Annotated in this window: 18 protein-coding genes, 1 tRNA gene and 2 pseudogenes; 8 read left to right on the forward strand and 13 right to left on the reverse strand. The window is 57.6% G+C overall.

Annotated features, from left to right (window positions below; genetic code table 11):
• Positions 1–597: 597 nt before the first annotated feature.
• The 4 genes and pseudogenes from FKM52_RS10935 to FKM52_RS10950 form a co-directional block, all read left to right on the forward strand.
• Positions 598–1,080 (forward strand): annotated as a pseudogene (locus FKM52_RS10935) (hypothetical protein); the annotation flags it as partial.
• The gene (locus FKM52_RS10940; RefSeq protein ID WP_181407926.1) at positions 1,077–1,310 is read left to right on the forward strand and encodes a hypothetical protein; all 234 of its coding nucleotides are present in this window, start codon (positions 1,077–1,079) and stop codon (positions 1,308–1,310) included. The pseudogene FKM52_RS10935 and the gene FKM52_RS10940, both read left to right, overlap by 4 nt.
• A gap of 39 nt (positions 1,311–1,349) precedes the next feature.
• Positions 1,350–2,146, forward strand: a pseudogene (locus FKM52_RS22215) (VENN motif pre-toxin domain-containing protein); the annotation flags it as partial.
• A gap of 1 nt (position 2,147) precedes the next feature.
• Positions 2,148–2,657 carry a DUF2247 family protein gene (locus FKM52_RS10950; RefSeq protein ID WP_141176216.1) on the forward strand — a complete coding sequence of 170 codons (510 nt, stop codon included), beginning with the start codon at positions 2,148–2,150 and terminating at the stop codon, positions 2,655–2,657.
• A gap of 216 nt (positions 2,658–2,873) precedes the next feature.
• Here FKM52_RS10950 and FKM52_RS10955 read toward each other — a convergent pair whose 3' ends face one another.
• The 6 genes from FKM52_RS10955 to xylF form a co-directional block, all read right to left on the reverse strand.
• On the reverse strand, positions 2,874–3,026 hold the full coding sequence (locus tag FKM52_RS10955; RefSeq protein WP_141176217.1) for a SymE family type I addiction module toxin: 153 nt from the start codon (positions 3,024–3,026) through the stop codon (positions 2,874–2,876).
• Positions 3,027–3,337: 311 nt separating this feature from the next.
• Positions 3,338–3,432, reverse strand: a tRNA-Sec gene (locus tag FKM52_RS21700).
• A gap of 175 nt (positions 3,433–3,607) precedes the next feature.
• Complete coding sequence (gene xylR, locus FKM52_RS10960) at positions 3,608–4,783, reverse strand: D-xylose utilization transcriptional activator XylR (RefSeq protein WP_141176218.1); 1,176 nt, start codon at positions 4,781–4,783, stop codon at positions 3,608–3,610.
• A gap of 90 nt (positions 4,784–4,873) precedes the next feature.
• Positions 4,874–6,049, reverse strand: a complete 1,176-nt coding sequence (gene xylH, locus FKM52_RS10965) for a xylose ABC transporter permease XylH (RefSeq protein ID WP_141176219.1) — start codon at positions 6,047–6,049, stop codon at positions 4,874–4,876.
• The gene (locus tag FKM52_RS10970) at positions 6,042–7,574 is read right to left on the reverse strand and encodes a xylose ABC transporter ATP-binding protein (RefSeq protein ID WP_141176220.1); all 1,533 of its coding nucleotides are present in this window, start codon (positions 7,572–7,574) and stop codon (positions 6,042–6,044) included. Before FKM52_RS10970 ends, xylH begins: the two co-directional genes overlap by 8 nt.
• 117 nt (positions 7,575–7,691) lie before the next feature.
• Positions 7,692–8,684 carry a D-xylose ABC transporter substrate-binding protein gene (xylF, locus tag FKM52_RS10975; RefSeq protein ID WP_141176221.1) on the reverse strand — a complete coding sequence of 331 codons (993 nt, stop codon included), beginning with the start codon at positions 8,682–8,684 and terminating at the stop codon, positions 7,692–7,694.
• Between the two features lie 360 nt (positions 8,685–9,044).
• On the opposite strand from xylF, the gene xylA reads away from it, so the two are divergent.
• Positions 9,045–10,367: a xylose isomerase gene (gene xylA / locus FKM52_RS10980; RefSeq protein WP_141176222.1), complete on the forward strand. Its 1,323-nt coding sequence runs from the start codon at positions 9,045–9,047 to the stop codon at positions 10,365–10,367.
• A gap of 18 nt (positions 10,368–10,385) precedes the next feature.
• Positions 10,386–11,852 (forward strand): xylulokinase, encoded by a 1,467-nt coding sequence (xylB, locus tag FKM52_RS10985; RefSeq protein ID WP_141176223.1) that lies wholly within the window; start codon positions 10,386–10,388, stop codon positions 11,850–11,852.
• A gap of 54 nt (positions 11,853–11,906) precedes the next feature.
• Here the strand turns inward: xylB and FKM52_RS10990 are convergent, their stop codons facing one another.
• Positions 11,907–12,905: an acyltransferase gene (locus FKM52_RS10990; protein WP_141176224.1), complete on the reverse strand. Its 999-nt coding sequence runs from the start codon at positions 12,903–12,905 to the stop codon at positions 11,907–11,909.
• Between the two features lie 225 nt (positions 12,906–13,130).
• On the opposite strand from FKM52_RS10990, the gene glyQ reads away from it, so the two are divergent.
• Positions 13,131–14,042, forward strand: a complete 912-nt coding sequence (gene glyQ / locus FKM52_RS10995) for a glycine--tRNA ligase subunit alpha (protein WP_141176225.1) — start codon at positions 13,131–13,133, stop codon at positions 14,040–14,042.
• Positions 14,043–14,051: 9 nt separating this feature from the next.
• Positions 14,052–16,121: a glycine--tRNA ligase subunit beta gene (gene glyS / locus FKM52_RS11000; RefSeq protein ID WP_141176226.1), complete on the forward strand. Its 2,070-nt coding sequence runs from the start codon at positions 14,052–14,054 to the stop codon at positions 16,119–16,121.
• Positions 16,122–16,316: 195 nt separating this feature from the next.
• Here glyS and selB read toward each other — a convergent pair whose 3' ends face one another.
• The 6 genes from selB to fdxH all read right to left on the reverse strand — a co-directional run bounded on the left by selB (position 16,317) and on the right by fdxH (position 22,710).
• On the reverse strand, positions 16,317–18,170 hold the full coding sequence (selB, locus tag FKM52_RS11005) for a selenocysteine-specific translation elongation factor (RefSeq protein WP_141176227.1): 1,854 nt from the start codon (positions 18,168–18,170) through the stop codon (positions 16,317–16,319).
• Positions 18,167–19,546: an L-seryl-tRNA(Sec) selenium transferase gene (gene selA / locus FKM52_RS11010; protein WP_141176228.1), complete on the reverse strand. Its 1,380-nt coding sequence runs from the start codon at positions 19,544–19,546 to the stop codon at positions 18,167–18,169. The genes selB and selA overlap by 4 nt, the downstream gene beginning before the upstream one ends.
• Before the next feature lie 13 nt (positions 19,547–19,559).
• The gene (locus FKM52_RS11015) at positions 19,560–20,171 is read right to left on the reverse strand and encodes a glutathione S-transferase (protein ID WP_141176229.1); all 612 of its coding nucleotides are present in this window, start codon (positions 20,169–20,171) and stop codon (positions 19,560–19,562) included.
• 63 nt (positions 20,172–20,234) lie between these two features.
• Positions 20,235–21,164 carry a formate dehydrogenase accessory protein FdhE gene (gene fdhE / locus FKM52_RS11020; RefSeq protein ID WP_141176230.1) on the reverse strand — a complete coding sequence of 310 codons (930 nt, stop codon included), beginning with the start codon at positions 21,162–21,164 and terminating at the stop codon, positions 20,235–20,237.
• Positions 21,164–21,814 (reverse strand): formate dehydrogenase cytochrome b556 subunit, encoded by a 651-nt coding sequence (gene fdoI / locus FKM52_RS11025; RefSeq protein ID WP_141176231.1) that lies wholly within the window; start codon positions 21,812–21,814, stop codon positions 21,164–21,166. The genes fdhE and fdoI overlap by 1 nt, the downstream gene beginning before the upstream one ends.
• A complete protein-coding gene (fdxH, locus tag FKM52_RS11030; protein ID WP_141176232.1) occupies positions 21,811–22,710 on the reverse strand; it encodes a formate dehydrogenase subunit beta in 900 nt (299 codons plus the stop codon). Before fdxH ends, fdoI begins: the two co-directional genes overlap by 4 nt.
• Between the last annotated feature and the right edge of the window lie 8 nt (positions 22,711–22,718).

Raw genomic sequence — 22,718 nt, forward strand, 5'->3', positions numbered from 1 at the left:
ATGGGGATATCGAAGCCTTTACCGGTTAATCCAGCGCCAGGTGTTGCTGGAAACATAACCAGCTCTGTAACAACCGAATATGGAAATGATCAGGCAGGAAAAGTACTGGGTGGTGGCCAATGAAAATCTTAGCCTCAAAATGGTTTTCAATCTTCGTTTACCTGTTAATAGCCTTCCCTACTGGGATATTTATTGCTGCTGTAACTATGCAGATTGTAATCAAGTTATTTTACTTTTCCCTTAATGGATCATCTTTGAATTTGTCCTCGATTGATTACTTAAAAATTTTGAAAGGAAGTATCGCGGGAGGAATTATTGGAGCGATAGGTTGTTGGTGGATCTACTACCAGCACTACAGAAAAAACAGAAACAGATAGCACAAAAATCCCGGCTATCGAACCGGGATTTCTTGTTGTTGAGAATAATGCGCTGGGCGCGGCAGCCGGTTCAGATCTGGGATTTTGGTTAGGGAAAACACCGGACGCAACAGCAGAGGATAAAGCGAAAGTGGCTGGCGATATAGCGAAGGGAAATGCAATTGTTTCAGCAGGAGTAGCCAGTACAGTGGGAGTCGGTACGTTAACGGCAGAACAGGCTGCGGTGTGGGGGCTGGGGGCCGGAGTGAATGCTGGAGTGCAGTATGCAAGTAGCGGCGAGGTAAATCCGGTTAACTCTGTGATAGCAGGCTGGGTAAATGTAGCGACAATGGGACAGGGTTGGAAAGGTACTGTAGCCTGGAACAGTGCGGGAGGTGCTTTGACTAATGCCATAAATGGTGATGATCCACTGACCGGAGCTGTAACAACGGGAGCAGGTGCCTGGGCTGGATATGGTGTTGGTAACTATATTGTGAAACCGGCAGCAAATACGGCGGGTAAGTGGTTAACCGGCGGCTGGAATCCGAAGTTTGATGCTAATTGGTTGAAATATAGTGAGGTGAAAGGTCAATTCGGGATTTCGAAAGAAATGTTGCCGAGTAAGATCCCAGGGGCAGTAGGTAATGCCAGTGGTAGCTTAACATCTGAATTTGGAAGTGCTTTAATCCAGAAAAAAAATAATGGAATGGAGGGAGGAGAATGAGGAGCCTTCTGTTCTTAATTACTATAATAATGATCTGCATATTAGGGATGTTTATTATTGGTATAGTATTTTATATTTCTCTGGAGCTTTTTTTCTATATTTATGCCGGTACGCCGGTATACTTTGAGAGTTATCAATTTGTAAAATTGATAAAAATGAGCGTTGGTGGCGGTGGGATTGTAGGCTTAGGGATTGGCATGCTTCATTTATTCAAAGTTAAAGGTTTTTAATCTGAAGAGAATACATCACAAGTATTGTGGTACCGTATAGTTGAGAATAACTATTTGAGCCAGAAACAGCAGGCTCAGAAGAAAGAAGAACTTGCACAATGTAAGAGCATCTCCTGTAAAGCTCAGACTCAGGCAAAATGGACGGCGATTGACCTGGGTCAGGACGGCAGCTTTGCGGCGGGTATGATCGCCGGGGTTCCGGCAGGACTGTATGATGCCGTTGACGGCATCGTGAAAACGGCCAGCAGTCCGGTTGAAACCTACGAGGCGCTGAAATCTCTGTTTAACAGCGGTGACGTGCTGGGCAATGTATCGGATGCAGTGAAGCAGTCCTATATCGACCGTATTGATCGGATGGAAGCGGAATACCAGAGAGCCGGGGCCAGCGGATCGTTTAATGCAGGGGTTGAAGGCGGGAAGCTGGTCACGGATATAGCTGGTCTGCTGGCTGGCGGAGCCGGAGTGGCGAAAGGCGGTGTGCTCCTGACGGAGAAAGTGGTTGCGAAAACTACTGGTATAGTAGAAACAACATTAAAATCTTCAGTCGTTAACAAAATACTGGAGGCAGATCGTATTGGTAGTGGACTAAAACCGGATCCTACACATAGAGGAGCAAGTTATCTGAGTCGCGAACAATTGATGAGTGGGAAAGTTTTCACTATCAAAGGCGGTGATGGTATAGAAAGAAGATTATTGCAAGCCGAAGGTTCCTTTAATGGAAAAAAGGTGTATTCGAATATATTTATGACAATAAAGGGAACGTAACACACCAAAGGTTTATCGAGAGTGGAAGAATTACGGGTAAACCCAATCAAAGAGTGCAGAAGGTGAAATGATATGAATTTATACCCGATACCTTTCGATTTTATTGATAAAAATATTCGGCTGTCGTGGTGTGAAGTAAAGTGGGGTTATGAAAATAGTCTCATTACCTCAGAAGTGCCCGTAAAGAAGGCGGAAAAGATTGTCTTAACAGAGTGTTATACGAAGCCTGAGCTTGAATTGTCATTTATTATGCCGGGTGAAAAAAATAACATAGATCCTTTGCTAAAAGAGCTATGTTCGGAAATTAAGCAGAATGGCCAGTCAGCGATTAGAAAAAAGTGGCTATATATAGTACTTAGCTGGCTTTGGAAAAATCAAGGTTGTTTTGATGATCCGTTAGGAGAAGTAGAAAATATCTACGCTCATTTTGATTACCCAGGTGAAATAGAAGGTTTTATAAAATATATGCCTCCTAATGATGGATATGATCCATCAAAGCATACTGAGGCGGAGAATATTAATCATTTAATGGATAAGTGGCGAAACTATTTAGTTAAAGAATCAAATACGTTTATGTCTTAATGAAATCCCGCCCTTTACCGGCGGGATTTTTACTACCACCTTATAAAACCACGACCTATGGGCGTAGTCATCAGCAGGTTTGGCTCTGCCTTATTGTCTTTGGGTTTAAACCTAACAGGACTGGCAGAGACTTCTTTTTAGCGTATTTAGTACGCTCTTCCAGGGCGAAATCAATGCCACCTTCGATGAAGGCGGATTTTTACTTAAACCCGTCAGCTACTCCTCCCTCGCCAGCCGGATGATCAGCTGTCCCGGCCCGGTGATCACCTCGATCTTCTGCCCGGTCACAAACCCCAGCGCCGCCATCCAGCGGCCCTTGAGCGTAATGGACGGCGACGGCTCAAACTTTCGCTGATCCCTATAATCCACAGTGCAATGCCGGGTTGTGGGTGCCTCTCCTTATGATGTTGCGCAGCCATAATCAACGTGCCGGGCGGAGCCGGAATAAGAGAGCGCGAAACAGGTGCTTGAGCAAATTTTTGACTCTTTCGGTTTAACAGTATCAACCTGGCGAGCTGTTAACTTCATTGAGGGCACCTCAAAAGGGGCGCATCTTTTATGCCTCCCAGAATGTACTTGATTCTGGTAGAGATAAGTTGACCCCAGGAGAACATAACTGATTGTTATGGCAGCTAGTATAAGGGATTTACTGATTACAGTGGCGTTCAGTAGAGGCAAATTGGCGGAAGATCACAGGGGTCGAACCTGCCCAGGACCGCTGGCGGCCCCAACCGGATTTGAAGTCCGGCCGCCTCACCGGAGACGACGATCTTCCATCAAATGATGGCTGCGAGTATAACACCGGAGCCGCCAGGATACAGCTCTTCTCAATGGCGCTGGAAGGCAGCTTAATGACTGGTTAATTTTGCGTTTATGCGGTCACCCTTGTTCCTTGTATATCTGTGCTGCTACCCCGTTTGCGGCTTATAAATGCTGATAATAATACCTGACTAGAATATCTCGCCGCTCTGTCGGCGATACTCTCTGGGCGTCGTGGCATAGCTTTTCTTAAATACCGAATAAAAATACTGGAGCGATGGATAGCCGCACATTTGCGAAATCTCATTGATCGGCAGCGAAGATGAGATTAACAGGGTACGCGCCCGCTCCAGTTTTTCACTATGAATAATGGTATGAATGGTTTCGCCGGTTTCATCCTTAAAGCGTTTTTCCAGGTTGGAACGCGACATGCCGACCGCGTCCAGTACCTGCTCAACCTTAATACCTTTGCAGGCGTTGCCGCGAATATAGTGCATAGCCTGAATCACCGCCGGATCGCGCAGCGAACGATAGTCGGTAGAACGGCGGGCGACTACTTTAACGGGCGGTACCAGAATGCGCTGTAGCGGCAATGATTGCCGATCCAGCAGACGATGCAGCAGCTTGGCCGCCTGATAGCCCATCTGGTGAGTGCCCTGCGCGACTGATGACAGCGCAACGCGTGACAGATAGCGCGTCAGTTCTTCATTATCGATACCGATTACGCACAGCTTCTCCGGCACCGGGATTTTTAAATGTTCGCATACCTGTAGCAGGTGGCGGGCGCGCGCGTCGGTTACCGCAATAATTCCGGTCTGCGGCGGCAGCGTCTGCAGCCAGTCGGCGAGTCGGTTTTGCGCATGCTGCCAGTGGGCAGGCGCCGTTTCCATACCCTGATAAATTACGCCCTGGTAGCGCTCTTTCGCTACCAGCTGGCGAAAGGCGTACTCCCGCTCCTGCGCCCAGCGCTTGCCGCTGGAGGCGGGCAGGCCGTAAAAGGCGAAACGGTTGATGCCCTTTTCTTTCAGGTGCAGAAAGGCGCTCTCTACCAGCGCGGCGTTGTCGGTAGCGATATAGTGGACCGGCGGATAATCTTCGGGGCGATGGTAGGAGCCGCCAACGCCTACGATAGGAACCTCCACATTGCGCAGCAGCGCCTCGATCGCCGTATCGTCGTAGTCGGCGATCACGCCGTCTCCCAGGCACTCACGAATATTTTCAATACGGCAGCGAAAATCCTCCTCAATAAAAATATCCCAGTCGGTTTGCGATGCTTGTAAGTATTCGCCAACGCCCTCTACCACCTGACGATCGTAGGCTTTGTTGGCGTTAAACAGCAGGCTGATGCGGAAACGTTTTTCAAACATGATCACTCCCGTTTTTATTCTGCATCCTGATTACCACAGCCAAACCGGCAGCAGAAAAAAATTGGCGAGCCCTGTGATCTGCTTCGACGATTACACCCGCCGTCGGGTAGCGGAATCCATCCAGACCGCCAGCAGCAGAATGGCGCCTTTAACGATGTACTGCCAGAAAGTGGGTACATCCATCATGCTCATGCCGTTATCCAGCGAGGCCATAATAAAAGCGCCCATTACCGCGCCCGCGACCGAACCGATACCGCCGGCGAGGCTGGTCCCGCCGATAACGCAGGCGGCAATAGCGTCCAGTTCGGCGATATTGCCGGCAGAGGGGGAGCCGGCGCCGAGGCGGGAACTGAGGATCAATCCGGCGACCGCGACCAGCAGGCCGTTAATAGCAAATACCGCCAGCTTGGTGCGCGCCACGTTAATACCGGAGAGCCGGGCGGCATCCAGGTTGCCGCCGATGGCGTAGATACGGCGGCCAAAAGCGGTACGCGTCGCCATAAACATCCCCGCCAGCAGCAGCAGCGCCAGAATCAGCACCGGCGTCGGCACGCCGCGATAATCGTTTAACAGCCAGATAGCGCCCAGCACCAGCAGCGCGGTAATAGCCTGGCGCGTTACCGCGCTGCGCCCGGTTGGCTGCGGCAGGCCCATCTCCTGACGGCGCATCCGCAGCCGCCACTGCCAGGCGATAAACAGGCCAAGGCCGATGACGCCAAAGCCGAAGCCGATACCGTCGGCAAGGTAGCTCTGCCCAATTTGCGACATTGCCGGGCTGGTAGGGGCGACGGTGGTGCCGTTGGTGATGCCTACCAGTACGCCGCGAAAGGCAAGCATCCCCGCCAGGGTGACAATAAAAGAGGGTACTTTACGGTAGGCCACCCACCAGCCGTTCCAGGCGCCCAGCAGCAGACCAAGCGCCAGCGTAACTACAATAGTCAACGGCAGCGGCCAGCCCAGCCAGACGTCAAAAATAGCCGCGGCGCCGCCCAGCAGACCCATCATCGAGCCTACCGAGAGGTCGATCTCAGCGGCGATAATCACAAAAACCATGCCTACCGCCAGAATGCCGGTGATGGCTGTCTGGCGCAGCAGGTTAGAGACGTTGCGCGCGCTAAGGTAAGCGCCGTCGGTCATCCAGGTAAAAAACAGCATAATCAACAGGATGGCAGCCAGCATAACCAGCACCTGCAGGTTAAGCAGGCGTAATTTGCCCGGCGCGCCGCCGCCGCTGGCGGGCAGCATCGCGGTATTGGTTTTAAGCATAGTGTTCACTCCGCAGCGCCGCTTCCATTACCTGCTCCTGCGTCAGGTTATGGTTCGGCAGATCAGCTTTGATTTGGCCTTCGTGCATTACCAGCACGCGATCGCTTAGCCCTAATACCTCCGGTAGTTCGGAAGAGATCACGATAATGGCGATGCCCTGTTGCACCAGTTGATGAATCAGCTTGTAGATTTCCACGCGGGCGCCGATATCGATACCGCGCGTCGGCTCGTCCAGAATCAGCACCTGCGGGTTAAGCAGCAGACATTTGGCGATCACCGCCTTTTGCTGATTACCGCCGCTGAGGCGGCCTATCGCTAACTCCGGCGACGCGGTTTTTACCCGCAGCTGTTGAATGGCGTCGTTGATGGCGATCTGTTCACGCGCGTCGTCCAGCGTTGAGAGCGGGCCGCTAAACTGGCTGAGCGCCGCCAGGGTGATATTTTTCCCCACGCCTAATAGCGGAACGATGCCATCCTTTTTACGATCTTCCGGCACCATAGCAATACCGTGGTGAATTGCCTGCTGGCAGCTCCAGCGGCGCGCTTCAACCCGGTGGCCCTGTATTACCACCTCGCCTTCCCAGCGTCCCGGCCACAGGCCGGTAAGGCACTGGACGGTTTCGGTACGTCCCGCGCCCACCAGCCCGGCGATACCGAGAATCTCGCCGCGCCGCAGCGTGAAGGAAACGTTATTTACCCGGCGCAGATGGCGGTTTACCGGATGCCAGGCGGTGAGATTCGTCACGCGCAAAATCTCCTCGCCCTGCGCGTGCGGTTCGCGAGGATAGAGCGCGGTCAGTTCACGTCCGACCATCATGGTAATAATGTCATCTTCGCTCAGGCCCGCAGCCGCACAGGTAGCGATATGCTGGCCGTCGCGAATCACGCAGATGGTATCGGAGATCGCTTTAACTTCGTTCAGCTTGTGGGAGATATAAACGCAGGCGATGCCGTGATCGCGCAGATCGTTGACGATCTCCAGCAGCACGCCGGTTTCCTGTTCGGTCAGGGAAGAGGTAGGCTCATCCAGAATCAGCAGCCGCACCTGTTTATTTAACGCCCTGGCAATCTCCACCAGCTGCTGCTGGCCGATTCCCAGCTCGCCGACGCGCGTCCAGGGGGAAATATCCAGCTTTACCTGTTTGAGCAGGCGCTGACAGCGCAGCGCCATCGTTTCGTCATCCACCACGCCGCCACGGGTAATCTCGCTGCCGAGAAAGATATTTTCCAGCACCGTGAGCTGCCGTACCAGCGCCAGCTCCTGATGGATAATCACTATGCCCTTGCGCTCCGTATCGCGGATGGTCGCCGCGCGTAACGGTTCGCCGGCGAACAGGATTTCGCCCTCGTAGTCGCCGCTGGGATAGAGGCCGCACAGTACCTTCATCAGCGTCGATTTACCGGAGCCGTTTTCGCCGCACAGCGATACGATTTCACCCGCATCCAGGCGCAGCGAAATATTGTCGACGGCCTTTACGCTGCCGAAGCGCTTGGTAATATTTTTCATTTCCAGTTGCGTCGTCATGTCCTACTCCATCTGTTGGCCGGCAAAGAGCAGCAAACGCCGCGGCTCAGGCTATCAGGGCCGCCCGTCGGACGGTAAAACCCTTGCCTGCGGCCCGGCGCTTAAGGAATCTGAAATTCAGAGATCGCTCTTTTTATGAAAGCCATCGGCAACCACGGTGCTGTCAATATTGCTCTTATCAACCGGAATCGGCGTCAGCAGCCAGGCCGGCACCTCTTTTTTGCCGTTGCTGAGCGTGGCGTTAGATTCCGGCTGCTTGCCCTCGCCAAGTTCAACGGCGATTTTGGCTGCGGCATCCGCCAGCTTGCTGATTGGTTTATAGACCGTCATGGTCTGCGTGCCGCTTTCGATACGTTTGATGGCCGCCAGATCGGCATCCTGGCCGGAGATAGCGACTTTGCCCGCCAGCCCCTGAGCGGAAAGCGCCTGAATCGCGCCGCCGGCGGTGGCGTCATTCGAGGCGACCACCGCATCGATATGGTTGTTATTGGCGGTCAGGGCGTTTTCCATTATTTTCAACGCGTTTTCCGGCAGCCAGGCATCGACCCACTGATCGCCCACTACCTTGATTTTGCCCTGATCGATTAATGGCTTAAGCACCTTCATTTGACCGGCGCGGAACAGCCGGGCGTTATTATCCACCGGCGAGCCGCCCATCAAAAAGTAATTCCCCTGCGGCACCTGCTTTACCATACTTTGGGCCTGAAGTTCGCCGACTTTTTCATTATCGAAAGAGATATAAAAATCGATATCGGCATTATTTATCATGCGATCGTAAGCCAGCACTTTAATGCCTTCCTGCTTCGCTTCGGCAATCACGTTGCTTAATACCTGGCCGTTGTAGGGAATAATCACCAGCACGTCCACGCCGCGGTTGATCATATTTTCAATCTGCGACATCTGCGTCTCTTCATTGCCGTTGGCGGACTGAACAAATACGCTGGCGCCCAGCGCTTCAGCCTTTTTCACGAAAATATCGCGATCTTTTTGCCAGCGTTCAAGGCGCAGGTCGTCAATCGCCATGCCGATCTTCACCTCTTTTGCCTGTCCAGCCTGGCTAAACAGGGCCAGCGCAGCGCAGAGAGCCAGTAACGTAGGTTTCATTTTCATCTTCATTACCCTGTAGGTTGAGGTCATTTTTATTAAGGCGATCCTGAATGGGCTGATGAATTCTTGACCTGATGGCCGGGTTTAGCAATTACAGATTTTTATCCTGGGGTTACGTTTTTTGGTTTATTTCTGATTTTATGATGGCGGTCTATTTTTTAATGCGTGGCGGATTGTTCTGCTGTGATTTTTGCGTGCGGTAACGAAAATCAGGCGATCGAACGGGTTAATTTGCGAGGTATCGCACAGATAATAATTATCTTAATTGCGGTGTGAAATAACATAATTGAGCATTGCTGAGGCGCCGATCAGAATAAAGCTATCTTCGCTGACCATTTCCGGTCACTTGTTAAGGAGTAAAAGATGCAGGCTTATTTTGATCAGATTGAACGCGTTAGCTATCAGGGGCCAGACAGCAGCGATCCGCTGGCGTTTCGTCATTATAATCCTGATGAAATCGTGCTGGGTAAGCGTATGGCGGATCATCTGCGCTTTGCCGCCTGCTACTGGCATACTTTCTGCTGGACCGGCGTGGATATGTTTGGCGTCAGCGCCTTTGACCGGCCGTGGCAAAAAGCGGGCGACGCGCTGGAAATGGCGAAGCGCAAAGCGGATGTCGCCTTCGAATTTTTCTACAAGCTGAACGTGCCTTTTTACTGTTTTCACGATGTTGATGTCGCGCCGGAAGGGGGATCGCTGCAAAGCTATCAGCATAATCTGGCGCTGATGACCGAGGTGCTGCAGGAGAAACAGCAGCAGACCGGCGTCAGGCTGCTGTGGGGCACCGCCAACTGCTTTACCCATCCGCGCTACGGCGCCGGGGCCGCGACCAACCCCGATCCGGAAGTCTTTGCCTGGGCGGCGAGCCAGGTATGCAGCGCCATGCAGGCCACCCATCAGCTCGGCGGCGAAAACTACGTTCTGTGGGGCGGGCGTGAGGGCTATGAAACGCTGCTGAATACCGATCTACGTCAGGAGCGCCAGCAGCTTGGGCGCTTTATGCAGATGGTGGTGGAGCACAAACATAAAACCGGCTTTCAGGGCACGCTGCTGATTGAACCGAAGCCGCAGGAGCCGACTAAACATCAGTATGATTATGATGTGGCTACGGTTTATGGCTTTCTGCAGCAGTTTGGGCTGGAAAAAGAGGTGAAAGTTAACGTCGAGGCGAACCACGCTACGCTGGCCGGCCACAGCTTCCATCACGAAATTGCGATGGCGATAGCGCTGGGTATTTTCGGCTCGGTGGATGCCAACCGCGGCGATCCGCAGCTGGGCTGGGATACCGATCAGTTCCCGAACAGCGTGGAAGAGAACGCGCTGGTAATGTATGAGATCGTGAAGGCGGGCGGGTTTACCACCGGCGGGCTTAATTTTGACGCCAAAGTACGGCGCCAGAGTACCGATAAATACGATCTCTTTTACGGGCATATCGGCGCGATGGACACCATGGCGCTGGCGCTGAAACTGGCGGCGCGCATGATTGAGGCGGGCGAGCTGGATCGGCGCGTTGCTGCGCGCTATAGCGGCTGGAACGGCGAGCTGGGGCAGCAGATCCTGCAGGGCGAGATGTCGCTGGCGGCGCTGGCTTCCCACGCTGCCGCACAGCAGCTTAACCCCCAACATCAGAGCGGACGTCAGGAGCAGCTGGAGAATCTGGTTAACGGCTGGCTGTATCGCGGATAAAACAACGGGAGCCGGAGCATGGTTATCGGCATTGATTTAGGCACCTCCGGCGTCAAGGCGGTGCTGCTGAACGCGGCGGGCGAAGTAGTCGCCAGCCAGACGAAGAAGCTGGCCGTTTCGCGTCCGCAGCCGCTGTGGAGCGAGCAGGACGCGAACAGCTGGTGGCAGGCGACCGACAGCGCGCTGCAGGCGCTGCGTCAGCAGCACGATCTCAGTCAGGTCAGGGCGATCGGCCTGACCGGGCAGATGCATGGCGCGACGCTGCTGGATGCGCAGCATCAGCCGCTGCGTCCGGCGATTTTATGGAACGATGGCCGCAGCCTCGCGCAGTGTCAACAGCTGGAAGAAAAGGTGCCGCAGGCGCGGCAGATTACCGGCAACCTGATGATGCCGGGGTTCACCGCGCCGAAGCTGCTGTGGGTCAGGCAGCATGAGCCGGAGATTTTCTCACGCATCGCGAAGGTGCTGCTGCCGAAAGATTACCTGCGCTGGCGTCTGACCGGCGACTTCGCCAGCGACATGTCTGATGCGGCAGGTACGCTCTGGCTGGACGTGGCGAATCGCTGCTGGAGCGATGCGCTGCTGGGGGCCTGCGGGCTGACGCAGGCGCAGATGCCGACGCTGTTCGAGGGCAACCAGGTCACCGGCTATTTGCAGCCTGCGCTGGCGCAGCGCTGGGGTATGGAAAGCGTGCCGGTGGTGGCGGGCGGCGGCGATAATGCCGCGGGCGCGGTAGGCACCGGGATGATTAACGCCGGACAGAGCATGCTGTCTCTGGGCACGTCCGGCGTCTACTTCGTCGTGAGCGACGGTTTTCTGGCGAACCCGGAAAGCGCGGTTCACAGCTTCTGTCACGCGCTGCCGAATCGCTGGCATCTGATGTCGGTGATGCTCAGCGCGGCGGCCTGTCTGGACTGGGCGGCGGCGCTGACCGGCTGCGCCGATGTGCCTGAATTGCTGGCCGAGGCGGAGCGGGCGCGCCTCGATGTGCCGCCGCTGTTCTTTTTGCCCTATCTTTCCGGCGAACGCACGCCGCACAACAATCCGCAGGCGAAAGGGGTCTTTTTCGGCATGACGCACCAGCACGGTCGGCCCGAACTGGCGCTGGCGGTGCTGGAAGGAGTGGGATACGCACTGGCGGAGGGTATGGATGCGGTGCATGCCTGCGGCATTAAGCCGGAGCGCGTGACGCTGATCGGCGGCGGCGCGCGCAGCCCGTTCTGGCGGCAGATGCTGGCGGATATCAGCGGACAGACGCTGGACTACTGCCGCGGCGGCGATGTCGGCCCGGCGCTTGGCGCCGCACGGCTGGCGCAGCTGGCGTTGCAGCCGGATACGCCGCCGGAAACGCTGCTGCCCACGCTGCCGCTGGAACAGCGCCATCAGCCGGATGCGCAGCGCCATCAGCGCTATCAGGCGCGGCGGGCGCTGTTCGCCAGGCTTTATCAGCAGCTGGCGCCGCTGATGGATACGGATTCACTGTAAAAAAAGCGTCTGGCTTATCGCCGGCGCCGATTGCAGTACGAGAGCACGTCGCGCTTAACTCACCAGATGATGCCTGTCGAGACGGCGCAGGCCCAACGCCAGCAGCAGGCTGCCCGCCAGGGTTACGCTGAAGACCAGCACGATATCCAGCAACGGCCGCTGGGTATAATCAAGGTGATGGGTGCGCATAAAATGGATAAACAGCGCGTGAAAGCCGTAAATCGGCAGTGAATTGCGGGAAATCAGCGCCAGCCCTGGCAGTGGACGCTGGTTCAGGCAGTTTTTAAACCAGATAAACAGGCTCAGCGCGCCGATAAACACCAGCGGGCCGCAGTAGAGATACCAGAGGTCGGAGAACGCGCCGTTAACGTGCAGCTCCTGTTTGGTGCCCAGCGAAATACCCGCCACGCAGGCGAGAAACAGCGCCGCCGCCAGCCAGCTGACGCCGCGCTTTTCCGTATTCATGGCGCCGAGGGCGCGGCCCAGCAGGGCATAGAGCAGATAGTAAATGCTTTCGCCGCTGATGTAGAGATTAACCGGCAGCCACTGGAAACGTCCAGTTGACTGGGCAGCGGTATGGGGATTGGCGATTATCGCCAGCACCAGCACCAGCGCGACGACGTAACCCGCCGTGGTCGGTTTTACCTGAATCAGCGGCGAAAAAAGATAGATAGTGATGATGGCGAAGAAGAACCACAGGTGATAGAACACCGGCTTTTGCAGCAGGTACAGCAGCGACAGTTTTTCACTGATCGGCGTCAGCAGGCTGATATAGAGCAGCGCCACCATACTGTAGAACAGCAGGCAGAGCGCAATGCGCAGAAAATGGCGCGGCTGCGCGCTGCGTTCGCCGAAAAACAGGTAGCCGGAGATCATAAAGAACAGCGGTACGCAGACGCGCGACGCGGAGTTAAGCAGGTTCGCCAGGTCCCAGGCGGATTCCGCCACCCGATCGCTGTTGGTGATATACCAGGTCGTAGTGTGAATTACGATCACCATCAGGCAGGCGACGGCGCGTAAATTATCTATCCAGCCGATCTTTTGCAGAGACATTTTTTCCTCATATCGCGTGCGCTTGCGTTTATGAGGGTAGCCAGGCGGCTGCGCTTCAACAACCTCAGGTTGCCAGCAAACGAATTTATCGGCTTCAGGCCAGGTGACGTCAACCCTGACAAAACAAAGCGCGCGTTGGAGCGCGATCTCAAGCTGCATAACCGTCGGTCAAAGGGTATACTGACCCACACTTTTTAATCCACCCGTATCGCGTGCGAATTCAACATGCAAAAGTTTGATACTAAGACCTTTCAGGGCCTGATCCTGACCTTGCAGGATTACTGGGCGCGTCAGGGCTGCACCATCGTTCAACCTCTGGACATGGAAGTCGGCGCTGGCACTTCTCACCCGATGACCTGCCTGCGGGCGCTTGGTCCCGAGCCGATCGCCGCTGCCTACGTGCAGCCCTCACGCCGTCCTACCGACGGACGCTACGGGGAAAACCCGAACCGCTTACAGCACTACTACCAGTTCCAGACCATTATCAAGCCGTCGCCGGATAATATTCAGGAGCTTTACCTCGGCTCGCTGAAAGAGCTGGGCATCGATCCCACCGTACACGATATCCGCTTTGTGGAAGATAACTGGGAAAACCCGACGCTGGGCGCCTGGGGGCTCGGCTGGGAAGTCTGGCTGAACGGTATGGAAGTCACGCAGTTTACCTACTTCCAGCAGGTCGGCGGCCTGGAGTGCAGGCCGGTAACCGGCGAGATCACCTACGGCCTGGAGCGTCTGGCGATGTATATCCAGGGCGTCGACAGCGTGTACGATCTGGTCTGGAGCGACGGCCCGCTGGGTAAAACTACCTACGGCGACGTGTTCCATCAGAACGAAGTGGAGCAGTCCACCTATAACTTCGAATACGCCGACGTCGATTTCCTCTTCACCTGCTTCGAGCAGTATGAAAAAGAGGCGCAGCAGCTGCTGGCGCTGGAAAAACCGCTGCCGCTGCCGGCCTACGAGCGCATTCTGAAGGCGGCGCACAGCTTTAACCTGCTGGACGCGCGCAAGGCGATTTCGGTAACCGAACGCCAGCGCTATATTCTGCGCATCCGCACCCTGACCAAAGCCGTGGCGGAAGCCTACTACGCCTCCCGCGAGGCGCTGGGTTTCCCGATGTGCAATAACCACAAATAAGAGGCAGCCATGACTGATAAAACTTTTCTGGTGGAAATCGGCACCGAAGAGCTGCCGCCGAAAGCACTGCGTAGCCTGGCGGAATCTTTCGCCGCTCAGGTTACCGCCGAACTGGACAACGCCGGCCTTGCGCATGGCGAAGTCAGCTGGTATGCCGCGCCGCGCCGCCTGGCGCTGAAGGTGGCCAACCTGAGCGCGGCGCAGCCGGATCGCGAGATTGAGAAACGCGGCCCGGCGATTGCCGCCGCCTTTGACGCCAGCGGCGCGCCGACCAAAGCAGCTGAAGGCTGGGCGCGCGGCTGCGGCATTACCGTCGATCGGGCGGAACGTCTGAAAACCGACAAGGGCGAATGGCTGATGTATCGCGCCCAGGTGCAGGGTGAAAGCGCGCAGAAGCTGCTGCCGGGCATGATCGCCACGGCGCTCGGCAAGCTGCCGGTGCCGAAGCTGATGCGCTGGGGCAGCAGCGACGTGCAGTTTGTGCGTCCGGTACATACCGTCACCCTGCTGCTGGACGACGAGCTGATTCCGGCGACTATTCTGGGCATCGAATCTGGCCGCACCCTGCGCGGCCACCGCTTTATGGGCGAGCCGGAGTTCACTATCGCCCATGCCGATCAGTATCCAGAAATTCTGGAAACGCGCGGCAAGGTGATGGCGGATTACGAAGCGCGTAAAGCCAAAATCAAGGCCGATGCCGAAGCGGCGGCGCGTCAGATTGGCGGCAACGCCGATCTCAGCGACAGCCTGCTGGAAGAAGTCGCCTCGCTGGTGGAATGGCCGGTGGTACTGACGGCGACCTTCGAGGAAAAATTCCTCGCGGTGCCTGCCGAAGCGCTGGTTTACACCATGAAAGGCGACCAGAAATATTTCCCGGTTTACGGCAATGACGGCCAGCTGCTGCCGCATTTTATCTTTGTCGCCAATATCGAATCGCGCGATCCGCAGCAGATTATTGCCGGTAACGAGAAGGTGGTGCGTCCGCGTCTCGCCGACGCCGAGTTCTTCTTCAATACCGATCGCAAAAAACGTCTGGAAGATAACCTGCCGCGTCTGGAAACCGTGCTGTTCCAGCAGCAGCTGGGCACGCTGCGCGATAAAACCGATCGTATTCAGGCGCTGGCGGGCTGGATTGCCGCCCAGATTGGCGCGGACGTAAATATGGCGACCCGTGCCGGCCTGCTCTCCAAATGCGACCTGATGACCAATATGGTGTTTGAATTTACCGACACCCAGGGCGTAATGGGGATGCACTACGCACGCCACGACGGCGAAGCGGAAGAGGTGGCGGTAGCGCTGAATGAACAATATCAGCCGCGCTTCGCCGGTGACGATCTGCCTTCCAGCCCGGTAGCCTGCGCGCTGGCGATTGCCGATAAAATGGATACCCTGGCGGGCATCTTCGGTATTGGTCAGCATCCGAAAGGGGATAAAGACCCGTTCGCGCTGCGCCGCGCCGCGCTGGGCGTGCTGCGCATTATCGTTGAGAAGCAGCTGCCGCTCGATCTGCAAACCCTGACTGAAGAGGCGGTGCGCCTGTACGGCAGCAAGCTGAGCAACGAGAAGGTGGTGGATGAGGTTATCGACTTTATGCTGGGCCGTTTCCGCGCCTGGTATCAGGAAGAGGGCCACAGCGTCGATACCATTCAGGCGGTGCTGGCGCGTCGTCCAACCCGTCCGGCGGATTTCGATGCGCGCATGAAGGCGGTTTCGCACTTCCGCACGCTGGATGAAGCCGCCGCGCTGGCCGCCGCCAACAAGCGCGTCTCTAATATTCTGGCAAAAGCGACCGAGCCGCTGAACGATCGCGTACAGGCAGCGTTGCTGAAAGAGAATGAAGAGATCAAGTTGGCTACCTTCGTTACCGCGCTGGAAAGCAAATTACAGCCGTGGTTTGCCGCAGGGCGCTATCAGGATGCGCTGATTGAGCTGGCGCAGCTGCGCGAAGCGGTGGATAACTTCTTCGATAAGGTAATGGTAAACGCCGACGATCGGGAAGTGCGTATTAACCGCCTGACGCTGCTGGCGAAGCTGCGCGATCTGTTCCTGCAGGTAGCGGATATTTCGCTGCTGCAATAATTTTCGCGGCGGGCATGACGCTCGCCAGCCAGCTGCGGCGCCGAATCATTTTCAGGATGGTTCGGCGCCGTTTTTTTTGCAATATTTTCCTTCCGTCATCGCCGATCGGGTGCCGGCGCGGCATGGAACAACGCTCCCGGCTCGCCGCCTGTTCTCTCCGCGCTAAGCAGGAAAAGGCTCTGGCGGTAAACAGGTTTACTCTGCCGGCGCGCCGTTAAACAGCGCCTCGTCGCGCAGGATATGCTCGTTGCCGCGTCGGCGGGTAAAGCCGCTGCGGTCAAAGAACTCCAGCAGCTGAATCGCGATTTTACGGCCGGTGCCGAGCTGGTTGCGAAAATCGGCGGCGCTGGCGGCTCCGGTCGCGGCGGCCTGCTGGCGAATCAGATCGGCGAAGATCCGTATTCTGTCGCTGCGATAGTAACGATCGCGCACGATCGCCGTAACCTGCCCCAGCTGCGCGGCGGTCAGCAGCAGCTGACGAATAGTCTCCTCCTCCTCGCCCAGCCGCTGAGCGATATCGCGAACCCAGAGCGGATCGTCGGCGAACAGCGGCGCCACCCGCTGCCAGAGCTTCGCTTCCTGCGCGTTAAACCTCGGTTTAAAGGTAGGTAAATGCAGCCAGCCCTGGCGATTCACCAGCGCGCCGCGCGCTATCAGCATTTCGATAAGGGCGCAGGCGATCTCCTGTCGTACCTCCGGCAACGCCATACGGCGCAGCCGATCGCGCCCGACGCCGGGCTGATCGCCGTGCTGCTGATGGAAATGCGCCAGCGTGCCCAGCAGCATCTCCTGCCAGCGCTGCGCCACCTGCGCGCCAAGCAGCCAGCCGCCTGCCTCTATTGGCCGCAGCGCCGCGGTGAGCTGCTGCAGCGCCGGCGGCTGCAGCTGGCGCGCCCAGCAGAGCGCGTCAGGCAGGCAGGGCTGCTGTTGCAGATAGCAGTTAATCGCTGCGCTATCGTCCGCGGCGTCGGCCAGCTGATGCAGCCAGCTTAAATAGTGCGGCTGACGTTTGCCGCGCCGTTTGCTGTCCAGCAGCACCACGCGGGCCGCGGCCAGCGTTTGTCGGGCGCTGATATCGCGCAAAATAAGCCGATCGTTATCCGCCAGCCAGAGCGGGGCATCCAGCACCAGCTCCGCCAGCTCGCCTTCCAGCAGCGACACGCGGCCGGTAATGTGGCTGGCCGCGTGATAGATATGTACCGACTGCCACTGCTCCAGCGGCTGCAGCGCCTCAAGCGCCACAATCAGGCGTCGGCTGCCTTCCGGCCGCCCGGCGGCGAGCAGCCAGTCGCCGCGGTTGATTTGTCCCTTTTCCACTTCGCCGCTGATATTCAGAGCGATGCGCTGGCCGCCGTATGCCTGCTGCGTCGGCTGGTTCTGCGCGTGCAGACCGCGTACCCGCACCGGCTGATTAACGCCGGTCAGCCACAGCCGATCGCCGATACAGACCTGGCCTGCCAGCGCCGTGCCGGTTACTACCAGCCCCGCGCCCTTAATGGTAAAGGCGCGATCGATCGCCAGGCGGAACGGGCGCGCCTGCGCGTTTTGTGCCGCGGGCAGCGCGCTGAGATGCTGTCGCAGCGCCTCCAGCCCGGCGCCGGTCACTACGCTGGTGGGGAACCGGGCGCAGCGCTGCCAGCCCAGCTGCTGCGTTAATGCCGTAACCTGACGCGCCACCTCATCGATCCGCGTCGCCGCCACGCGATCGCTTTTCGTCAGCGCGACGGTGAGCGGCGGCTGCCCGGCCAGCTTCAGCAGCGTCAGATGCTCGCGGGTCTGCGGCATTACGCCGTCATCGCAGGCGACCACCAGCAGCGCATGACTGATGCCGCCGATGCCGCTCAACATATTGGCGAGGAATTTTTCATGGCCGGGCACGTCGATAAAGCCCAGTATGCGGCCATCCGGCTGCGGCCAGTAGGCGTAGCCGAGATCGATAGTCATGCCGCGCTTTTTCTCTTCCGGCAGGCGATCGGCGTCGGTGCCGGTCAGCGCCTGCAGCAGGGCGGTTTTACCATGATCGACATGGCCCGCGGTGGCGATAATCATGAGCCCAGCGTCCGTAAAAACAGAGTTTCATCTTCAAGACAACGCAGGTCGAGCCACAGGCGCCCCTCCTGTAAACGGCCAATTACCGGGACAGAGAGCTGGCGCCAGCGCTGCGCCAGCGCTTCCAGGCTGCCGCCGCGTCCGTCGTGCGGCGCAAAGGTGATGGCATAGCTCGGCAGGCGATCCGCCGGCAGCGAACCGCTGCCGATTTGGGAAAAGCAGGGGGCGATCGCCAACTGGTAAGATGCGCCCCACCGTGCCTGCAGCGGCGGCAGCAGCCGTTCCGCCTGTTGCCGTAGCGATTCCCGGTCGCGCGTCAGCAGGCGCAGCGTCGGCAGGCTGTCGTGCAGCCGTTCCGGCTGGCGATAGAGCTGCAGCGTGGCCTCCAGCGCCGCCAGCGTCAGCTTATCCACCCGCAGCGCGCGTTTTAACGGATGCTGCTGCAGACGGGCGATCAGATCTTTTTTGCCAACGATAATGCCCGCCTGCGGTCCGCCCAGCAGCTTATCGCCGGAAAAGCTCACCAGACTGACGCCGCTGGCGATCAGCTGCTGCGGCATCGGCTCGGCGGGCAGCCCGTAGCGGCTGAGATCGATAAGCGAACCGCTGCCGAGATCGCTAATGACCGGCAGGCCGAGTTCCTCGCCCAGCGTCACCAGCTCCGCCTCGTCGACCGCTTTGGTAAAGCCCTGAATCTGATAGTTGCTGGTATGAACTTTCATCAGCAGCGCGCTCTGCTCGTTCACCGCGCTGCGGTAATCTTTCAGGTGAGTGCGGTTGGTGGTGCCCACTTCATGCAACAGGCAGCCCGCCTGACGCATCACGTCGGGTATGCGAAAGGCGCCGCCGATCTCCACCAGTTCGCCGCGTGAGACGATAACTTCTCTGCCGGGCGCCAGCGCCGACAGCATCAGCAGCACCGCCGCCGCGTTGTTGTTAACGATACAGGAGTCTTCCGCGCCGGTCAGCTCGCACAGCAGCTGCGCCAGCGCCCGATCGCGATGCCCGCGCTCCGCCTCGTCCAGCGCATACTCCAGCGTGACCGCATGGCGCGCGGTCTGGCTGAGCGCCGCTATCGCCTGCTCCGCCAGCCGCGTCCTGCCCAGGTTGGTATGCAGCACCGTGCCGGTCAGGTTAAATACCGGACGCAGCGCGCTGCGGCTGCGCTGCGCCAGCCGCGCCGCCGCCTCCTGCGCCCAGTCGGCGTGCCAGCGGGGCAGCTGTTGCTGCTGTCGGATTGCGTCGCGCGCCTCCTGCTGCATGGCGCGCAGGATCTGCGTCAGAAAGGAGGCGCCGTACTGCGCGCCCAGCGCCTGAAGCGCAGGCTCGCGCAGCAGGCGATCGATAGCCGGAAGCTGATGGTAAAGTGTGCTCATAGCATCCCTGTTCTCAGGTGGCTGGCGGCACCGTACGGGCAAAGCTCTCGCGCTGAAAGTTTTTCTCTACCAGCTTAACCAGCGCAGGGCGATTAACGCACCAGTTAGGTGTCACGCGTCGAAAATTAAGGTAACCGATAGCGCAGGCCGCCGCGATATCGGCAAGATTTATCATGTCGCCGTTGAGCCAGGCGCCGCTGGCCGCCGCACGTTCCAGCGCGTCGAGGCCGCGTTCGATCTTATGGCGCTGGCGCAGCATCTCTTCCGGCGATTGCTGTTCTGTCGGGCGCAGCTGCTCGCGCACGATAAACAGCGCCGCGTCGCTGATGCCGTCGGCCAGCGCCTCCAGCTGGCGAACGTTAACCGTGGCCAGCGCATCGTCCGGCAGCAGCTTTGGCGTATGCGGCAGCGTTTCCAGGTAAGCGGCGATAATCGGCGAGTCGTACCAGCAGGCGCCGCTATCATCAACCAGCGCGGGCACTTTGCCTAGAGGATTATATTGCGGAACGTGACTCTCTTCAGACCAGGGGGATTCATTGCTGAATTCAAACGTAATACCTTTTTCCAGCAGGATAACGGAAATCTTACGCACCCAGGGGCTGGTATAGTTGCCGATAAGTTTCATGACGCCTCTCCCTCTGATGGATGGATCAGGCGCCGGGCCGGGAATCGACCCGATCGCCAGCAATCACTCGCTGCCAGGAAACAGGAACGGATTCAGGCTGCTGCGGGCGAAACCCTCCTGCTCCATACGCGCATCCAGCATCAGCGAAGCCAGATCGTCCGCCACCGGATCGACGGCGGGATCTTTCTCCTGCCGCAGCATTTTGAGGTAGGTGCCGCAGTCGCCGCAGCTCTCCGCCTTCACGGCGGACTGTTCACTGTCCAGCGACCAATAGTGTAGATCGCGCGTCTGCTCGCAGTTGGAACATTTGGCGCGAACCACGTGCCATTCGCTTTCGCACAGGTTGCAGTGCAAATAGCGCAGGCCGCCGCTTTCCGTTCCCATATGTATCACGCTGCTTACCGGCACGCTATTACAGACCGGGCAAAACTGGCGCTGGTCGCCATATTCGGCGCGCGCCTTGCCAGGGATCAGCGCCGCCATCTGCGCCCAGTAAACCGACAGGGCGGCCCAGATAAAGGGCGCTTTATCGCTGCTGACTTTGGCGAAATCGTGCGCCAGCAGCGCGGAGGCCAGCTCTTCCAGCTCCGGCGCGGAGGTTTTCTCCAGATTTTCCAGCACCGCCAGCGCCTGACCGCTCATTTCCGGCTTCAGCTCGGCAATCAGCGAGTGCAGCAGGCGCTGCCAGTGCGCGTCGCGCGGCAGCGTATGGATATCGAGCGGCGGTTTGCCGCTGGCGGCGGCTTCACTCAGGCGCGTATGGAGATCCAGGTTCAGCGGGTGATCGTAGAGGACAATTTCCTGCGCTTCCGCAATAAAAGCGACGAAGCGCAGGTAGTCGCCCAGCGGATTTTTCGCCGCCAGCTGGCGTAAACGCGCGGCGCGGCGGCTGTATAAGTTTTTTAGCCGGGGGAAAAGTAACGGCGGAATCATATCCGCCGTTGTTTTGTCGCTTTTCTCCAGCTGTTCCTGCGGGATGATGCGAATAGTCATCAGGGATGTTTATCCTGTTGTGTCGATTGGCTCTGCTGTGCCCGAACAGTGCGATACCAGCGCGGATGGTGCGCCTTCGCCCAGAGCGGCGTGACCCAACCCTCTACCATGGCGGTAATAGTGCCTTTTATCCATAGCGCCGCGTAGATATGCACCATAATCACCAGGATCAGGCCAATCGCCGCGACGGAATGCACCAGCAATGCCAGCCGGATCAGCGGAATGGGAAAGGAAGCGGCGAAATAAGGACGCCAGATCACGATGCCACTCGCCAGCAGCAGCAGTAAGCTGATGATAGCAGCCCAGAATACACACTTTTGCCCCAAATTATAGCGGCCGGTGTCGCCGAACTCTTCATTCCTGATAATTTTGTGGATATTGCGCGCCCAGCGCACATCTTCCCGCTCCAGCAGATTGTGCCGCCAGTAGCGGAAAAACATTACCAGGAAGGCGAAAAACATCGCCACGCCGACAAAAGGGTGCAGGATGCGCGCCAGCTGCGGCGTGCCCAGCACGTTCATCAGCCAGTTAAACGACGGAAAAAAGAACCCCAGGCCGCTGAGAGCGGCAAAGATGAAGCAGAACGCCACAATCCAGTGATTGATGCGTTCCAGCGCGCTGTAGCGCACGATCAGATCGCGCTTTTTCATGATTGATGCTCCTCTTTTTCCTGCTCTTCTTCCTCGTGCTCGCTCACGCGGTTCGGCCCGATGCCCACATAGTGGAAGACCGACGCGGCGAAGGTCGCGGCGAAGCCGATCGCCGCCAGCGGTTTCCAGATGCCTTTCCAGAAGGTAACCGTCGGGCTGATGGACGGATTATCCGGCAGGCCGTGGTAAAGCTGCGGCTTGTTGGCGTGATGCAGTACGTACATAACGTGCGTGCCGCCGACGCCGGACGGATCGTACAGACCGGCGTTCTCGTAGCCGCGGGTTTTCAGCTCTTCAACACGCTCCGCCGCCAGCTGGCGCATATCCGCTTTGCTGCCGAAATGGATAGCGCCGGTCGGGCAGGTTTTTACGCAGGCGGGTTCCTGGCCGACGCTGACGCGATCCACGCACAGCGTACATTTATAGACGCGGTTGTCATCCTCATTCATGCGCGGAACGTTAAACGGACAGCCCGCGATGCAGTAGCCGCAGCCGATACAGTGCTCTGACTGGAAATCGACGATGCCGTTGGCGTACTGGATAATCGCGCCCTCTGCCGGGCACGCCTTCAGGCAGCCCGGATCGGCGCAGTGCATGCAGCCATCCTTGCGGATAAGCCACTCCAGCCTGCCGTTCTCTTCCACTTCAGAGAAGCGCATCACCGTCCAGGATTTCGCGCTCAGATCGGTGGGGTTATCGTATACCCCGACGTTATGCCCGACCTCATCACGGATATCGTTCCATTCCGAGCAGGCAACCTGACACGCCTTACAGCCGATACAGGTGGTGACGTCAATCAGCTTGGCGATTTCCTGCTGATGATCGCGCGCCTGCGGCGGCGGCGTTAAGCCGTTTGTCGCGGAGCGACGAATAATGTCTTGCGACTGATAAGCCATAATCGTTC

The organism is Mixta tenebrionis, from assembly GCF_006517625.1.
Classification (GTDB): Bacteria; Pseudomonadota; Gammaproteobacteria; order Enterobacterales; family Enterobacteriaceae; genus Mixta; species Mixta tenebrionis.

Excerpts from the sequence above, each read along its gene's own strand:
- xylH (WP_141176219.1), bottom strand. The coding sequence starts at position 6,049 with ATGCTTAAAACCAATACCGCGATGCTGCCCGCCAGCGGCGGCGGCGCG.
- FKM52_RS11015 (WP_141176229.1), bottom strand. The coding sequence starts at position 20,171 with ATGAAACTTATCGGCAACTATACCAGCCCCTGGGTGCGTAAGATTTCC.
- xylF (WP_141176221.1), bottom strand. The coding sequence starts at position 8,684 with ATGAAAATGAAACCTACGTTACTGGCTCTCTGCGCTGCGCTGGCCCTG.
- FKM52_RS10970 (WP_141176220.1), bottom strand. The coding sequence starts at position 7,574 with ATGACGACGCAACTGGAAATGAAAAATATTACCAAGCGCTTCGGCAGC.
- selB (WP_141176227.1), bottom strand. The coding sequence starts at position 18,170 with ATGATTATCGCCACCGCGGGCCATGTCGATCATGGTAAAACCGCCCTG.
- FKM52_RS10950 (WP_141176216.1), top strand. The coding sequence starts at position 2,148 with ATGAATTTATACCCGATACCTTTCGATTTTATTGATAAAAATATTCGG.
- xylB (WP_141176223.1), top strand. The coding sequence starts at position 10,386 with ATGGTTATCGGCATTGATTTAGGCACCTCCGGCGTCAAGGCGGTGCTG.
- fdxH (WP_141176232.1), bottom strand. The coding sequence starts at position 22,710 with ATGGCTTATCAGTCGCAAGACATTATTCGTCGCTCCGCGACAAACGGC.
- xylR (WP_141176218.1), bottom strand. The coding sequence starts at position 4,783 with ATGTTTGAAAAACGTTTCCGCATCAGCCTGCTGTTTAACGCCAACAAA.
- glyQ (WP_141176225.1), top strand. The coding sequence starts at position 13,131 with ATGCAAAAGTTTGATACTAAGACCTTTCAGGGCCTGATCCTGACCTTG.
- glyS (WP_141176226.1), top strand. The coding sequence starts at position 14,052 with ATGACTGATAAAACTTTTCTGGTGGAAATCGGCACCGAAGAGCTGCCG.
- fdhE (WP_141176230.1), bottom strand. The coding sequence starts at position 21,164 with ATGACTATTCGCATCATCCCGCAGGAACAGCTGGAGAAAAGCGACAAA.
- FKM52_RS10940 (WP_181407926.1), top strand. The coding sequence starts at position 1,077 with ATGAGGAGCCTTCTGTTCTTAATTACTATAATAATGATCTGCATATTA.
- FKM52_RS10990 (WP_141176224.1), bottom strand. The coding sequence starts at position 12,905 with ATGTCTCTGCAAAAGATCGGCTGGATAGATAATTTACGCGCCGTCGCC.
- selA (WP_141176228.1), bottom strand. The coding sequence starts at position 19,546 with ATGAGCACACTTTACCATCAGCTTCCGGCTATCGATCGCCTGCTGCGC.
- xylA (WP_141176222.1), top strand. The coding sequence starts at position 9,045 with ATGCAGGCTTATTTTGATCAGATTGAACGCGTTAGCTATCAGGGGCCA.
- fdoI (WP_141176231.1), bottom strand. The coding sequence starts at position 21,814 with ATGAAAAAGCGCGATCTGATCGTGCGCTACAGCGCGCTGGAACGCATC.